This window comes from Plantibacter sp. Leaf1 (assembly GCF_001421315.1).
Lineage (GTDB): Bacteria > Actinomycetota > Actinomycetes > Actinomycetales > Microbacteriaceae > Plantibacter.
The window spans coordinates 470,014-484,454 of the sequence record NZ_LMJX01000003.1; the positions used below are offsets into that span (position 1 = coordinate 470,014).

At 69.8% G+C, this 14,441-nt stretch carries 12 protein-coding genes; 5 read left to right on the plus strand and 7 right to left on the minus strand.

From position 1 onward, the window contains the following. The first annotated feature begins 51 nt into the window (after nucleotides 1-51). On the plus strand, nucleotides 52-1,011 hold the full coding sequence (locus ASE44_RS16025; RefSeq protein ID WP_327078819.1) for a response regulator transcription factor: 960 nt from the start codon (nucleotides 52-54) through the stop codon (nucleotides 1,009-1,011). Between the two features lie 54 nt (nucleotides 1,012-1,065). On the opposite strand, the gene ASE44_RS16030 is transcribed toward ASE44_RS16025, so the two are convergent. Both ASE44_RS16030 and ASE44_RS16035 read right to left on the minus strand, forming a co-directional pair. Next, a complete protein-coding gene (locus ASE44_RS16030; protein WP_056781820.1) occupies nucleotides 1,066-1,440 on the minus strand; it encodes a hypothetical protein in 375 nt (124 codons plus the stop codon). Then, nucleotides 1,440-2,936, minus strand: coding sequence for a glycosyltransferase family 2 protein (locus ASE44_RS16035; RefSeq protein ID WP_082456155.1), 1,497 nt, complete (start codon nucleotides 2,934-2,936; stop codon nucleotides 1,440-1,442). The genes ASE44_RS16030 and ASE44_RS16035 overlap by 1 nt, the downstream gene beginning before the upstream one ends. Before the next feature lie 200 nt (nucleotides 2,937-3,136). On the opposite strand from ASE44_RS16035, the gene ASE44_RS16040 reads away from it, so the two are divergent. Then, nucleotides 3,137-3,775: a hypothetical protein gene (locus ASE44_RS16040; protein ID WP_235522667.1), complete on the plus strand. Its 639-nt coding sequence runs from the start codon at nucleotides 3,137-3,139 to the stop codon at nucleotides 3,773-3,775. Between the two features lie 30 nt (nucleotides 3,776-3,805). Here the strand turns inward: ASE44_RS16040 and ASE44_RS16045 are convergent, their stop codons facing one another. From ASE44_RS16045 to ASE44_RS16055, 3 genes are all read right to left on the minus strand, one after another. Further along, complete coding sequence (locus ASE44_RS16045) at nucleotides 3,806-4,978, minus strand: diguanylate cyclase (protein WP_056012397.1); 1,173 nt, start codon at nucleotides 4,976-4,978, stop codon at nucleotides 3,806-3,808. Beyond that, entirely contained in the window at nucleotides 4,975-6,711 is a 1,737-nt protein-coding gene (locus tag ASE44_RS16050; protein ID WP_056781822.1) for a sensor histidine kinase, read from the minus strand. The genes ASE44_RS16045 and ASE44_RS16050 overlap by 4 nt, the downstream gene beginning before the upstream one ends. An 80-nt stretch (nucleotides 6,712-6,791) precedes the next feature. Continuing rightward, on the minus strand, nucleotides 6,792-7,274 hold the full coding sequence (locus ASE44_RS16055; protein WP_056781824.1) for an Lrp/AsnC family transcriptional regulator: 483 nt from the start codon (nucleotides 7,272-7,274) through the stop codon (nucleotides 6,792-6,794). Nucleotides 7,275-7,474: 200 nt separating this feature from the next. Between ASE44_RS16055 and ASE44_RS16060 the strand changes: the two genes are divergently transcribed. Next, nucleotides 7,475-8,281, plus strand: coding sequence for a PP2C family serine/threonine-protein phosphatase (locus ASE44_RS16060; protein WP_056012388.1), 807 nt, complete (start codon nucleotides 7,475-7,477; stop codon nucleotides 8,279-8,281). Between the two features lie 90 nt (nucleotides 8,282-8,371). Then, nucleotides 8,372-11,422: an FtsK/SpoIIIE domain-containing protein gene (locus tag ASE44_RS16065; protein WP_056781825.1), complete on the plus strand. Its 3,051-nt coding sequence runs from the start codon at nucleotides 8,372-8,374 to the stop codon at nucleotides 11,420-11,422. Nucleotides 11,423-11,455: 33 nt separating this feature from the next. Here ASE44_RS16065 and ASE44_RS16070 read toward each other — a convergent pair whose 3' ends face one another. Beyond that, a complete protein-coding gene (locus tag ASE44_RS16070) occupies nucleotides 11,456-12,460 on the minus strand; it encodes an asparaginase (protein ID WP_056781827.1) in 1,005 nt (334 codons plus the stop codon). Further along, nucleotides 12,457-13,830 (minus strand): 4-aminobutyrate--2-oxoglutarate transaminase, encoded by a 1,374-nt coding sequence (gene gabT, locus ASE44_RS16075; RefSeq protein WP_056012379.1) that lies wholly within the window; start codon nucleotides 13,828-13,830, stop codon nucleotides 12,457-12,459. Before gabT ends, ASE44_RS16070 begins: the two co-directional genes overlap by 4 nt. An 82-nt stretch (nucleotides 13,831-13,912) precedes the next feature. On the opposite strand from gabT, the gene ASE44_RS16080 reads away from it, so the two are divergent. Continuing rightward, entirely contained in the window at nucleotides 13,913-14,404 is a 492-nt protein-coding gene (locus ASE44_RS16080) for an OsmC family protein (protein WP_369796486.1), read from the plus strand. Nucleotides 14,405-14,441: the final 37 nt, after the last annotated feature.

The following is a 14,441-nucleotide window of genomic DNA, read 5'->3' on the forward strand; positions in this document are numbered from 1 at the left end:
GCGACGGCCACATCCGGCATGTCGCTGACGGGTGGAACGGGTAGGGGCATCGTGACCGATCAGCTGAGCGAACGTCGAACCGCGGTCGTCATCGAGGACGATGCCGACATCCGTCAACTGCTCGAGACCGTGTTGGAACAGGCCGGCTTCGAGACGGTTTCCGCTGCGAACGGTCTGGACGGCGTGGAGGCGGTCCGCCTGCACGACCCCCTCGTCACCACGCTGGACGTCAGCATGCCAGGGATCGACGGCTTCGAGGCGGCCAAGCGGATCCGGGCCATCAGCTCGACCTACATCGTGATGCTCACGGCCCGTGGCGACGAGATCGACACCCTGCAGGGGCTCGACTCCGGTGCCGACGACTACATGACCAAGCCGTTCCGACCCCGTGAACTCCGGGCGCGCATCGAGGCGATGCTGCGTCGGCCTCGCGCGAACGGCGAGGCGGCTGCCGCACCGACTCCGGTGCCTGTCCAGCCATCACCGGCCGCGGCCGTCGTGCCGCAGGTGCAGCCCGTGCCCCAGGCGCAGCCCATGTCCCAGCAGCCCGTCTCTCAGCAGCCGGTCCAGTCGTCCGATCCCACGATCGTGCACGAGAACGTCGCGCGTCACGCCGCTCCGGTCGGTCAATCGGTCGTCCCCATCATCATGCAGCCCACGACATCCGCTTCCGACGATGTCGAGGGGTGGCTCGTCCACCGAGGTCTCAAGCTGAGTCCCGCCACGCGCATCGTCGAGGTGGACGGTGGCGAGGTCGACCTGACGCGGAGCGAGTTCGACCTGCTGCAGGCCCTCATGGAGTCCCGGCGTCGGGTGCGCAGCAAGGCGGACCTGGCGCTCATGCTCCGAGGCGAGAGCTACATCACCGCGTACTACGTCAGTGAGGCCGACAAGCGCGCCATCGAGGTCCACCTCGCCAACCTGCGTCGGAAGCTCGCGGACAGCACCGTCGCGCCGCGCTTCATCGAGACGGTCCGCGGCGTCGGCTACCGCATGACCTCCGACGACTGAGCGGACGCCCCTCCAGACCGGAGCCGGTCCGTCTCCGACGGGACCATCCGTCGGTCACGCCTCCGAGACGTCGGCCGCGTCCAGTTCGAGCAGCCGTTCGCAGCTGCGCGCTCCGAGCTCCGAGAGCGCGGACCGGATGTCCGCGGCCCGTACGAGGTCGGCCTGCTCCACGGCGCGCAGTCCGGCGCTCGCCAGGGCGGAGACCCCGATCACACCGAGCATGACGCTGGACGAGCGGATGCTGAGGAGGACGACCTTCGCCTCGTCGAGGTCCTCCGCCTCGAGTGCGGCTTCGAGACGGCTGAGGCGCGTCGGCCACATCTCGACGTAGGTGTGGACGAAACGACGACGACTGCGCAGGTCGCCCGAGAGCTCTCGGAGCAACCTGCGCAGTTCGCCGGCGTCGACGGTTCCTGGGTCGGACGTCATCACACCCGGTAGCCGCGCTGGCGACGGATGAGCTTGCCGAACATGCTGAGCGTCTGCAGCACGGTGATGACGCCGAGCACGGGCCAACCCGCCCAGAGGATCGTGGACTGCACGACGGGGGACAGCTGGGTCCAGACGGCGACGATCGCGATGATCGCGGCGAGGACGAAGAGCAGCGGCGCGAGGTGGGCGTTGCCCGAACCACGCTCGGCCTTGGCCTGCTCCGCCCAGTTGTCGACCTTCTTGTTCGACGCGAACTTCGACCATGCCCGGATGAAGTGGCCCATACGGATCCACATGTAGAACTCGGCGGGGAACACCAGGACGGCGAAGAGGATGTCGCGGGTGTTGCGCTTCTTCATCGACAGCGCGATGCGGAGGTTGAGGAGGATCGCGACGACCGGCGGGATGAGCCACACCGGGCTGAACACGAACGCGTGGATCGACAGCGAACCGGCGAGCAGCACGATGAAGAGGATGCGCGTGACGATGTTGAGGAGCATCTCGGCGTTTTCGAGCCACCGCAGTCGGAGGTTCGGGTGGAACGGCTGCCCCTTGGTGTCGCCGCGCTGGCCCGGCCACATGAGCTCGATGGCGCCGTAGTTCCACTTGACCTGCTGCGCGTCGAGGGAGCGGACCGTCGTCATACCGCCGACGTCGGCGCGGGCGCGGGCGCTGATCTTCGTGAGGTACCCGGCGCTCTTGATCTGCAAGGAGAGGAGCGAGTCCTCGACCTCGGAGTCCTTCACCCACGGGGTGGACTGGTGGTTCTGCTCCATGGCGTCGCGCAGCGCCTGGACGGAGAAGATGGAGTACTGCCCGCCGAGCACGGCCATGTTGCGGCCTCGCAGCATGTTCTGCATGTTGAACGCGGCGAACTGCGTGCGCTGGCCGGCGATGAGGAAGGCCGGGATGATCTGCTTCTTGAACGGCTCGTCGTCGATCGAGAAGATCGCGGAGATACCGCCGATGCGGGTGTCCGAGACGATCTCCGCTTCGAGGGACTCGATGGCCGTCGGGTCGGCGACCGTGTCGCCGTCGACGCCGAGGAGGTAGTCGTACCCCTCGACGAGCGTGAAACCGTAGTTCAGCGCACCGACCTTCTTGTCGGGGTTCTTGCCGATGTCGTGGATGAACACCTCGGTGAACTGTTCGTACCCGTGCTCGTCGACCTTCGAGTGCGGGCCGGCGTAGGGTGCTGCGACGTCGACCGAGCGGTCGGTGGTGTTGTTGATGACCACGTGGATCACGTCGGGCATCCGCGTCTGCTCGAGCAGGGAGGCCAGGACGGCCGGCAGCGACTCCTCCTCGTTGTAGGCGGGGATGATGCAGCCGATGGTGGCCCGGTACTCGGGAAGCGAGTTGACCGAGTCGATGAATTCGTTCGCATACGCTTCAAGTTCGGGCGCGAGAAGCGGCTGGGTCTGAATGTACCGAGGGTCAGCCTGCTGTGCGGCGGGCCGAGTGTTGTCGGGTCGCGCTTCGAGTTCTGACATCAGAGGTCCTGTTCTGAGGGGGCCGGATACAGCGGTTCGCGCTGTAGAGCCAACTCTGCCGCGCCGGGTGCTGGTTTGGCGCGCGAATGCGATAGCGTCGGCTCAGGATTTCCTCAAGATTCGCTGTGCCCCCAGTTCAGGGGGTCGCGCGACGTCCTGAGCATCGCCCGACCACCCCTCCGAACCCCGCCAGGAGTCCCATGTCCCAGCAGCCCAGCCCGGTGCGGAACCGGCGCCTCGTCCACGCCGCGCAGCTCGCGACCGCAGCGCTCCTCGTCCTCGGCCTGAGCGCCTGTGGGACCCCGCCGTGGGAGGAGCCAGGTGCCGGGCCGACGGCGTCGCCGCGGACCTCGAAGACGCCGAAGCCGACGGTCAGTGCCATCACGAACGAACTGGCGAGCGGGAGCGCGAAGCACTCCCTGACGGCGGGGTCGGCGACGCTCTCGGTCGACTACTGGTCGACGCTCTCGATGGACGCGTGGACGGCCGACGTCAACAAGCCCGTGAGCTTCTCACTGAGCGGCATCCTCACCCCAGACGACCTCCAGGCGCTCTACCTGTCGCGGGTGACGCTCACGACGACCGTCCACGGGCCCACCGGGCAGCTGGAGTCGCCGGCACCGTTCACGGACCAGGCGACGGTGGCCCCCGGGTACCTGATCAAGGCGCCGTACAGCTACAGCCAGACCTTCGTGCTCCCTGAGGTGGACAGCGCAGCCACCGGCGTCACGCTGACGATCACCTACGAGCTGCTCGTCCAGGCGACCCCGACGTCGGCGGAGTACGCGAAGCAGACCGCGGTGGACACACTGACCATCGCGATCGCCCAACCGGAGTGATCGCGGGACCTCGCCTGTTCGGCGAGGTCCTCAGGCGCCCGCCGCCGTTGACGCGGCGAGGACGGTCCGGTTGCCTCCGGCGTCGGACGCGCGGAGGCTGGCGTCCCTGGCCGCTCGGGTGAGCACGCCGACGTCGTAGCCGAGGTAGTCGGTGAGGGCGATGCCGATGCTCGCGGTGGGGCGGAGCCGGGGCGTCGTCTCCACGGGGTGGTCGAGCAGCCCGTCCTGGATGCCGGCCGCCGCCTGCAGCGCCGCGTCGACGTCCACCGCGGGCGTCGCGATGAGGAGGCATCCGGCGCCGTCCTCCCCGATGTCGGAGAGCGTCGGTCCGTACCGACGGATCGAGGAGATGAACCCCCCGGCGACCTCGCTGCTGAAGTTCGAGCCGAACGCCGTCGTCATCTCGTCGAGGTCGTCGAGCCGGATGTGCAGGATCGCGAGCTGTTCGTCGTGGAAGTTGGCGCGCTCCAGCCAGTCGTCGGCGATCCTGATGAAGGACTCGTGCAGGAGGACGTCGTCACCGGTGTACGCGACGATGCTGCCGTGCCGGCGGCTCGCCGGGGCGGCCCGTTCGGCGCGGAGGACGGACAGCACCACGGTCGCCACGATCAGGAGGGCGATGAGGAGGAGCGAGGAGGCGACCGTCCCGAAGAACGTGGTGAAGAACCTGCCTGACGAGCCCTCGACGAGGAAGACGACGAACCGCGCCGTGAAGAACACGGCGGCGATGCCGAGCACGACGGTGAACCCCCGCGTGCTCGGGTTGTCGCGCATCGCGCCAGTGAGGGTCTCGGCGGTCCCGAGCCCAGCGAACAGTGCGATGCACGCGAACGTCACGCCCGATCCGGCCCACGGCCCGCCGGACGGACCGGCGGCGAGGGCTGCCACGACGGTGACCGTCGCGCCGACGAGGGAGATCCACAGCAGATTCGACCGACCGTTGAACAGGCGGGCTCCGGACCACAGCGCGGCGATGCTCAGGACGTAGCCGCCGTTCCCCGCCGCGGTGGCCCACCAGGCGTCGGGGCTGAGCGCACCGACCACGTAGGAGAAGCTCGTGAACATCCCCGCCATGTACGACACGGACCACACCCGCCCGCTGGCGTCGTCCTTCCGCATGAAGGTGTTGACGATGAACGTCGCACCGCAGACGAAGATCACGAGCGCGTTGATCACGGCGACGGTCTGCGTGTCGAGGGTCATTCGGTCCGGCCTCTCGGAATACGGACGACCGCGGTGGTGCCCTCGCCCAGGACGCTGTGGAGCGTCAGGTCACCGCCGTGGAGTCTGACGATGTCGCGACTGATGGCGAGGCCAAGCCCGCTGCCGTGCACGGTCGAATTGCGGACGAGGTCCGAACGGAAGAACCGCTCGAAGAGTTTCGGCTGGTCCTTCTCCGAGATGCCGATGCCCGTGTCGCGTACGATCACCCAGGCCGTGTCGCCCTCGGCCGTGACACCGACGCTCAGTTCACCGCCGTCACGGTTGTACTTGATGCCGTTCGACAACAGGTTGTCGACGACCTGGCGGAGCCGGAACGGGTCGGCGAAGAGCGGCACCGCTTCCTCGTCGTGGCGGACGATGGTGATGTTCCGCTCGGCGGCGAGGTGCGCGAGCGACTCGACCGCGACGTCGACGATCTCGCGGAGTTCGCAGTCGGAGCGCTTGAGCGCCATCGTCCGGTTCACGTCGCGGGAGGCGGCGAGGATGTCGGCGATGAGTTCCAGGAGCCGGTCGCCGTTGGTCTGCGCGATCGTGAGTTGCTTCGCGACACGGGGCGGCAGCTCAGGGTCGTCGAGCGCGAGGTCGAGGTAGCCGAGGATCGAGGTGAGCGGCGTCCGGAGCTCGTGCGACACGGACGCGACGAGGTCGTCCCTCGCCCGGATCGCGTTGATCTCCGTCGTGACGTTCCGCGAGACGAGGACGGTGCCGTCGTACCCGCCCTCGTGGTCGTAGAGCCGCCGAGAGGTGAGTGCGAGGGCGACCCGCTCGGTGCCGGGAGCTCCGAGCCAGACGGTCAGGTTCTCGAACTCCTCACCACGACGCGCCCGGATGTAGGGCTTGTCCTGCGGTTCGAGCGGCGTCAGCCCGTCCTCCGCCCACACCGGGAGGTCGGGGTTGACGTCGGACAATTCGCCCACCTCGTCCTGCAGGCGGGTCTGGAAGCGGTTCACCATCGCCCTGGCGCCGATGCGGTCGAAGCGGACCACGCCGAAGTTGACCGCGTTCAGGATCTCCGCGAGGCGGCTCTCCTGATCCTGGGCGCGCCAGAGGGCGGTCTCCAGCTGGCCGGCCTGCTTGTTGAGGAGCACCCGCTGGGCTTCCGTCCGTTTCGCCGTCATCGCTGTGGACACGGCGACGAATCCGAGCACCATCGGAAGGATGACGAGACCGGGGAGGTTGGCGAGGGTGATCTGCCCCGGGGTCATGGCCAGCGTCGACCAGGTCGACGCGCATACGAGGACGATGGCGGTGACGGCCCCCGAGAGTCCGAAGGCCGTCGCCATCCAGATGGTCGGGAAGACCCAGAGGAGGCCGGCGCCGATCACGGGTTCGCCCTGCCGGATGAACGCGATGGCGATGATGTCGAGGATGGGGAGCGCGATGAGGAGCCGCGGCACCTGATGCCAGGGAACGATCGGAGCGAGCGCCGTCGCGATGAACGCGAGGATGACGCCGACGTAGAACAGGACGGAGTTGTCCTCGACACCCTGGAACAACAGCGTCGCGAACAGGATGGCGACGACGGCCAGTCCGAAGAGGAGCTGCGGGAAGGCGCTGTACCCGGTCATCCGTCCGACGCGTCGGGGGACCTCCACGGCGTGCGGGCCGGTCCTCACGGGGCCGGTGTCGCCGCCGCTCGCCGACCCGTGGGTGGCGCTGGACCGCGACTCGTCGGACGGGGGCGTCCGTTCTCCGGTCGGCTTCGCGGGCATGGGTTGAGAGTACCGCGATCGGGGGGTACGCGGTGCGCAACGCGCACGTCGGCGCCGACCACGGATCCCTGGGTCGGGACCTACCGGGTTCCCCAGTCGTAGAGCTGCTTGTGCAGGCGCAGATAGACGAAGGTCTCGGTTCCCGCGACGCCGTCGATCGTGCGGATGTCGTCGTTCAGGAGCGCGATGAGCTCCTCGTCGTCCTCGCAGACGACCTCGACCAGGAGGTCGAAGGATCCGGCCGTGAGCACCACGTAGTCCACGGCGGCCAGGCCGGCCAGGCGGTCCGCGACGACCCGGGTGTCACCCGCCACCCGCACACCGATCATCGCCTGGCGTGTGAAGCCGAGCTGCATGGGGTCGGTGACCGCGACGATCTGGATGACCCCGGACTCCGTGAGCTTCTGCACCCGCTGCCGGACGGCCGCCTCGCTGAGCCCGACCGCCTTCCCGATCTCGGCATAGGAACGGCGTCCATCGGTCTGCAGCTGCTCGATGATCGCCTTCGAGGTGTCATCGGGCTGGGCCACCTTCGAATGCGGGTCGGAGCTCGCTCGTATCATGCGTCGATCATGGCAGCGGCGCCCACCTGCGGCAAGCGGATCCGCAGGGCTGGGCGACCGCGGCCGACGGATCCGTCGTTCCGCTCGCCGATCCCCGTTCTGGAATCGGAGGAGCGGCGTGGGGCGGTCGGGCGGCGCATCGGTACCGTACTATCGTCGATGGTGCATCAGCCACCGCCAGCCGTATTAGAGGAGCAGACGTGACCGAGCACGGGCAACGGATCGTCACGCTGCCCGGCGGACGTCGGCTCTCCCTGGCGTGGGCCGGGATGACGGACGTGGGCAAGCGGCGCGAGCTGAACGAGGACGCCTTCGTGGCACTGCCTCCCGTGTTCGCCGTCGCCGACGGCATGGGTGGACACTCCGCCGGGGAGGTCGCGAGCGCCGCGGTCGCCCACCGTCTGACCCTTGCGACCGACGGTGCGGAGATCCTCACCGTGGACGGCCTCGTCGACGCGCTGCGCATGGCGGTGGCCGACATGATCGACACCGCGGAAGAGGGCGAGCTCGGCATGGGCACGACCGTCACCGGCGTCGTGTTGACGGCCGACGAGGGCGAGGGCAGGGTGGCGGTCTTCAACATCGGCGACTCGCGCGTGTACCGCCTGCAGGACGGCGAGCTCGTCCAGATGACCGAGGACCACTCGATCGTGCAGGAACTCATCCGTGCCGGAGCGATCAGCCCGGAGGAGGCCGAGTTCCACCCCAACAGCAACATGATCACCCGGGCCGTCGGTCCGTCCGACGATCCGGTGCCGGACGTCGAACTCTTCCCGATCCAGGGTGGCGCCCGATGGCTCGTGTGCTCCGACGGGCTCACCAAGGAACTCACCGATCACGGGATCTGGTACTTCCTCACCGAGGGGAGCACCCCCGTCGACGCCGCGGAGCTGCTCCTGCGCGCCGCGCTCGACAACGGCGGTCGTGACAACGTCTCGGTCGTGGTCCTCGACATCGCCGAGCTCGACGACGCGGCGGACGAGCCCCAGGAGCAGCCGGGCTCCTGAGCCCGCTCCACAGCCTCCGTCCTCGGCCTGGCCACTCCACGAGGCCGGGTCCGGCGATGTCCCGACCCGTCGCCGTGCTGCACTGGGACCATGAGCCCCACGGACGTCACCGCTTCGGCGATCGCATCGCACCGGACCACCACGCCCCCGGCCCGGCTGCACGCGCCGCGCAAGCCGGAGGAGGCGGCGTCCGGTTCGCTCCCGATCCTCGCGAGCATCGCGCCCGTCGTCGGGTCGCTCGCCCTGTTCGCCATCACCCGATCACCGGTCACGCTCGTCTTCGCCGCGCTCGGTCCCCTGATCGCCGTCGCCGGGTTCGTCGACGCACGTTGGACGCGCCGTCGGCGTGGGCGACGGGCGCGAGCCGCCTATAGCCTTGCCGCCGACGAACTGGAGCTCGAGATCGAGCGAGCCCACGCCGTGGAACGCGAGGAGCTGCGCACCCTGCATCCGGCGGGTCGGTCGCTCGAGCTCCTCGACGGCCCGGACCGCGCACGATGGCGCGTCCCCGACCATCGACGAACCCTGGTGAGCGTCGGCCGCGGCGAGACCGCCAGCTCCGTCCGAGTCGACGCCGCGGCCGACGACGAGCGATGGGCGTGGGCGGCGCGGCTCCCGGACGCGCCCGTCGTCGTCGACGCGGCCGAGGGGATCGGCATCGTCGGCGGGAGGGTGCTTGCTCGTGCGGTGGCTCGCAGCATCCTGGTCCAACTCGGCCGTCAGCTGCCCCCGCATGCGGCCGAGTTCACCCGCGACGCCGCCCCCGGTTCCGACGTCGAGGGCGCACCCTGGGCCTTCCTCGACGACCTGCCACACCGATCGGCGGCGATCGCGGTCGACCCGTTCCAGAGCGGGCGCGACGTCGAGTCCGTCAGGGTCTCGATCTCCGAACGGTGGCAGACAGGCACCGCCACGCCGGCCCGTCAGGTGGGACGCCCTCCAGCCGGTGGGGTGCTCGTCGCGCTCTCCGACACGATCGAACTCCTCCCGACGAGATGCCGGCACCTCCTCGTCCTCGACGCCGACGGGCGGACGACACTGGCCGACGGAACCGGAGCATCGCCGTCCGTCACCGTGGCCCCGACACTCCTGGCCGAGGCCGAGGCACAGCACCTCGTCGGTGCGCTCGCCGCGGCCGCGCTGACGACGGGGGAGTCCCCGATGCTCTCGAGCCTGCCGTCGAACGTCGCCTTCGAGGAGGTGGGTCCGGTCCGGGGGCGGCGCCCGCATGATGAGGCAGGCTGGGCACCCGACGCACTCCGTGTCCCCATCGGGCTCGGAACCGACGGCGAGGTGACCCTCGACCTCGCGGCGGACGGACCGCATGCCCTGGTCGGCGGCACGACGGGGAGCGGGAAGAGCGAGCTGTTGATCACCTGGATCACGGCGCTCGCCGCACGGTCCTCACCCCGGGAGCTCTCGTTGCTGCTGGTCGACTGCAAGGGTGGCGCCTCGTTCGGTGCCGTCGAATCACTGCCGCACGTGGTGGGCATGGTGACCGATCTCGAGCCGGGTGCCGCGGAACGGGTCGTGTCGAGTCTGCGCGCGGAACTCCGGCACCGGGAGCGGATCCTGGCACGGTTCGGGGCTCGCCATCTCCTGGACAGCGCCCTCGCGCCCGACGATCGACCGGCGCGGCTCGTGGTGGTGGTGGACGAGTTCCAAGCGCTCCTGGACGCCAGCCCACACTTACACCAGGTCTTCGCAGACCTCGCCGCGCGTGGTCGATCGCTCGGACTCCATCTGATCCTCTGCAGCCAGCGTCCGGCGGCCGTCGCGGCCGACGCCATCCTCGCCAACTGCACCCTGCGCCTCTCGCTCAGGGTCACCTCCCGCCAGGACAGCACGGCGATCCTCGGCGTGGCCGACGCCGCTGCACTCCCCGCAGGGACACCTGGTCGCTGCATCGTCTGGAACGGCGAGGGGCGGGTCGTCTTCCAAGCCGCCGTCACGAGTCCTGGTGATCTCACGACGGTGCGCGAACGCTGGCGCCACGCGCCCCGCCCTCGACGTCCCTGGTTGGATCCGCTCCCGTTCAGCCTCCCGCTGGAGGCCGTCCTCGAACTGGATTCCGGCCGGACCGACGGCCGGACGCTCACCGGCGACGAGACGGATGCTGAGGGCATCGTCTTCGGACTCGCCGACCTTCCCGAGGAGCAGGCACAACGACCGGCGATCTGGCGGCCGTCGACCGACGGATCATTGCTGGTCCTCGGTGCCGGACGCTCCGGCCGGACGTCCTTCCTGGACACGGTCGAGGCCTCGGCACGAGGTCGATGGCGGGTCGAGCGCGTGGCGCACGATGCCGAGCAGGGCTGGGACGTCATCATGGCGCTGGCCGAACCGCTCCGCCCGCCTGAGAGGACCCTGCTGCTCGTCGACGACGTCGAGTCGCTGCTGGCGACCGCCGGAGACGAGCACGGAGCCGCGCTCCGCGAGGCGATCCTGACCCTCCTCCGCGATGGCGGACGCCGCGGGGTCAGCGTCGTCCTGGTGGCCTCGCGGGTCGGCGGCGTGGTCCATCGCTTCTCGGCTCACCTGGACAGCACCGTGGTGCTGCGGCTCGCGGATCGTCAGGATCATCTCGTCGCCGGCGCGCCGGCGAGTTGCTTCGACCCGCGGCGCCCGGCCGGACGCGCTCACTGGCAGGACGCGGAGGTGCAGATCGCGATCACGTCACCGCTGCCGCACGGGGCACCCATGACCGATGCCCACCGGTGGCGGCCTGCACCCGGCAGTACGACGGTCGTCGTGACCCGCGCACCGGGTGTGCTGCGTTCGGCGCTGCAGCAGCGCGACACCTCGCACGCCGAGGTGCGGCTGATCGAACCGGCGGCAGAACCGTTCCCGCACCCGATGGTCGCGGGGAACCGGAACGATGCGTTCCGACACGAGGATCCAGCGGCCGTGATCGTGCTCGTCGACCCGGAGACGTGGTCGTCGGGTCGACTGGTGGTCGGGCGGGACCTCCCGCCGCGGGTGGCGCGGGCGGACCTCGTGATCCACGCCTGTTCGGCCGCGGACTTCCGGCAGGTGACGCGGAGCCGGGAGCTGCCGCCGCTGCTCGGCTACGCGAGCGGTCGGGCCTGGTGGTGGCGCGCCGGTGAGCCGACCCGACGGGTCGATCTGCTCGATGACTGAATCACCCGCCGAGCAGACCTGCCCCGACGGTGATCAGACGGCTGTGACGGTGATGCGACCGACGACCGCTGCGCCGCCGTGGACGGCGAGGTCGAGCTCGGGTTCGAGAGCGTCGACGGCCGCCGCGTCGAGCGCGCCGACCGAGACGAGCAGTCGCAGGGCCACGATCGTCGAGACCCGGAGCGAGCCGTCGAGCACCTTGAGTGCCACGGTCGCGCCACCCGGGACCGACATGACCATGACGCCCTCGGCGCCGAGCTTGGCGAACACGCCGAGGCGTTCGATGACGAGGGTGTTCGCTCGGCCCGGACCGTCGAGCGCCCAGCCGTCGGCGAGGACCGCCGCGGTGAGCAGCCCGGCGTTCCGGTACAGGGCGAACGGCGAGGTCGGCGATGAGTTGACGACGCGCCCGATGCCGCGCGCGAGCCCGGTGAGGGAGATCGCGTGCACGGGGGCACCGCAACCGTCGACGCCGCTCGCGGGCGGCTTCTCACCGGTGAACCGTTCGATGGTGTCGCGGACAGCGAGCTGCAGCGGGTGCTCGGGATCGAGGTACGTCGCCTGATCCCAGCCGTTCTGCGCACAGGCGAGCAGCATGGCAGCGTGCTTCCCGGAACAGTTCATGTACAGAGGACTCGTGCCGAGTCCGTCGCGGACGAGCTCGTCGCGCGAGGAGCGGTCGCCCGGCCAGTCGGCCGGACACTGCAGCGCCGAGTCCTCGATGCGAGCGCGTCCGAGCATGCTCCGGACGACCTGGACGTGCTTGCGCGTACCGGCGTGGCTCGCGGTGGCGAGCACGGCTTGCGCGCCCTCGAGCGAGACGCCCGCGTTCATGATCGTGATCGCCTGGAACGGCTTCAGGCAGGAGCGGGGGAAGACCGGCGCACTCGGCGTGCCGAGGCTTGCGAGCACCTCGCCTTCCGGCCCGAGGACGATCGCCGAACCGGCGTGCCTCGACTCGACGAAACCGCTGCGTTCGACGACGGCGAGCTCGACGGCGTCCTCGACGCCGAAGGTCTGCGGGGCCGCCGTGCTCACAGCGCCGCGAGCGCCTGGTCGATGACGGTCATCGCGTCGGCGATGAGCTCGTCGGAGACCGCGAGGCTCGGGAGGAAGCGGAGGACGTTGCCGTAGGTGCCGGCCGTGAGGACGAGCACACCCTGCTGGGCAGCCGCGGCCGCGATGGCACTGACCGCCGCCGCGTTCGGCTCCTTCGTGGTGTCGCCCGTGCCGGGCTGGACCAGCTCCATGGCGATCATCGCGCCGATGCCCCGGACGTCGCCGATGATGTCGTACTTCCGCTGCAGCTCGAGCAGGGCTGCCGTGAGCGTCGCGCCGATGCGGTCGGCCTCGGCGAGCAGGCCGCGGGACTCGATCGATTCGAAGACCGCGACCGAGGCGGCGCACGCGACGGGGTTGCCGCCGAAGGTGCCGCCGAGCCCGCCGGGCTGGCTCGCATCCATGATCTCGGCGCGCCCGGTGACCGCGGCGAGGGGGAGGCCGCCGGCGATGCCCTTGGCGCTCAGCACCAGGTCCGGGACGAGGCCGAAGTGGGAGCTGGCGAAGTACTCGCCGGTGCGGGCCATGCCGCTCTGGATCTCGTCGGCGATGAACACGACGCCGTTGGCGGTGCACCACTCCTGCAGGGCGGGCAGGTAGCCCTCGGCGGGCACGACGAAGCCACCCTCGCCCTGGATCGGTTCGACGACCAGGCAGGCCAGGTCCGTCGCGCCGATGCGCTTCTCGAGGTAGGCGATGGTGCGCGCCGCTGCCGCCGTGCCGCTGAGGCCGTCGTGGTACGGGTAGGAGTTGGGTGCGTGGTAGACGTCGCCGGCGAACGGTCCGTAGCCGGTGGCGTACGGGGCCGCCTTGTAGTTCATCGCCATCGTCAGGTTGGTACGCCCGTGGTAGCCGTGGTCGAGCACCGCGACGGCGCGGCGACCGGTGTACTTCCGCGCGATCTTGACACCGTTCTCGACGGCTTCGGCGCCGGAGTTTACGAGCACCGACTTCTTCGGGAAGTCGCCGGGGGTGTGCTCGGCGAGGAGCTCGGCGACCCGCACGTACTCCTCGTAGGGCGTGATCGTGAAGAGCGTGTGGAGGACGTCGGCCGCCTGGTCCTGGACGGCGCCGACGACGGACGACTCGGTGTGCCCGATCGTGGTGACGCCGATGCCGGCCCCGAGGTCGATGAACTGGTTGCCGTCGACGTCGACCACGATCGCGCCGTGCGCGCGCTCGATGTAGACGGGCAGGACGCTCGACACGCCGTCGGACACGACAGCGGTCCGGCGAGCGTGGAGCTCCTGTGAGCGGGGCCCCGGAACGGCCGTCACGATCCGACGCTCCTGCGTCACGCTGGGGGCGGAGGCGGACGTCTGGTTCGTGGTGTCGAGCGTGTCAGTCATAGTCCTCCAGCGTAGCGCGACCTCCTGACACCGGAGCCGCTGGGCGGGCCCCCGGCGGGCAGGCCAGTGGGATACTGGTGGCATGATCTCCGGCCACCACGACTACGCCATCGGTGTCCGCTGGGACGGCGACCTCGGAACAGGTACGAGCGGCTACCGCGACTACTCCAGGGAGCTCACCGTCACCGCGGTCGGCAAACACGATCTCGAGGGTTCCGCCGACCGGCCGTTCCGAGGCGACCCTGCCCGGTGGAATCCGGAGGAGTTGCTTCTCGCGTCCCTCGCCCAGTGCCATCTGTTGTCGTACCTGCACGTCGCGGTGACCCTCGGTGTCGTCGTGACGGCCTATACGGACGACGCCGTCGGCACCATGGTCGAGGACGGTGCGGGCAGCGGTGCCTTCACCGAGGTCGTCCTCCGACCGCGCGTGACCGTCGCGGACCACTCGATGGTCGACGCCGCGAGGGCCGGGCACGCCAGGGCGAACGAGCTGTGCTTCATCGCCAACTCGGTGAACTTCCCGGTGCGGCACGAGCCGACGATCGTCGTCGCGGGATCCGACGACGCCGTCTGACCGACTGGCCGCCGCAGACCGGCGGAGCACCGCACGG

Bases quoted from the DNA above. Each gene is read 5' to 3' on its own strand.
- ASE44_RS16050 (WP_056781822.1), bottom strand. From the start codon at position 6,711: ATGCCCGCGAAGCCGACCGGAGAACGGACGCCCCCGTCCGACGAGTCG.
- ASE44_RS16030 (WP_056781820.1), bottom strand. From the start codon at position 1,440: ATGACGTCCGACCCAGGAACCGTCGACGCCGGCGAACTGCGCAGGTTG.
- ASE44_RS16035 (WP_082456155.1), bottom strand. From the start codon at position 2,936: ATGTCAGAACTCGAAGCGCGACCCGACAACACTCGGCCCGCCGCACAG.
- ASE44_RS16055 (WP_056781824.1), bottom strand. From the start codon at position 7,274: ATGATACGAGCGAGCTCCGACCCGCATTCGAAGGTGGCCCAGCCCGAT.
- ASE44_RS16080 (WP_369796486.1), top strand. From the start codon at position 13,913: ATGATCTCCGGCCACCACGACTACGCCATCGGTGTCCGCTGGGACGGC.
- ASE44_RS16040 (WP_235522667.1), top strand. From the start codon at position 3,137: ATGTCCCAGCAGCCCAGCCCGGTGCGGAACCGGCGCCTCGTCCACGCC.
- ASE44_RS16065 (WP_056781825.1), top strand. From the start codon at position 8,372: ATGAGCCCCACGGACGTCACCGCTTCGGCGATCGCATCGCACCGGACC.
- ASE44_RS16045 (WP_056012397.1), bottom strand. From the start codon at position 4,978: ATGACCCTCGACACGCAGACCGTCGCCGTGATCAACGCGCTCGTGATC.
- gabT (WP_056012379.1), bottom strand. From the start codon at position 13,830: ATGACTGACACGCTCGACACCACGAACCAGACGTCCGCCTCCGCCCCC.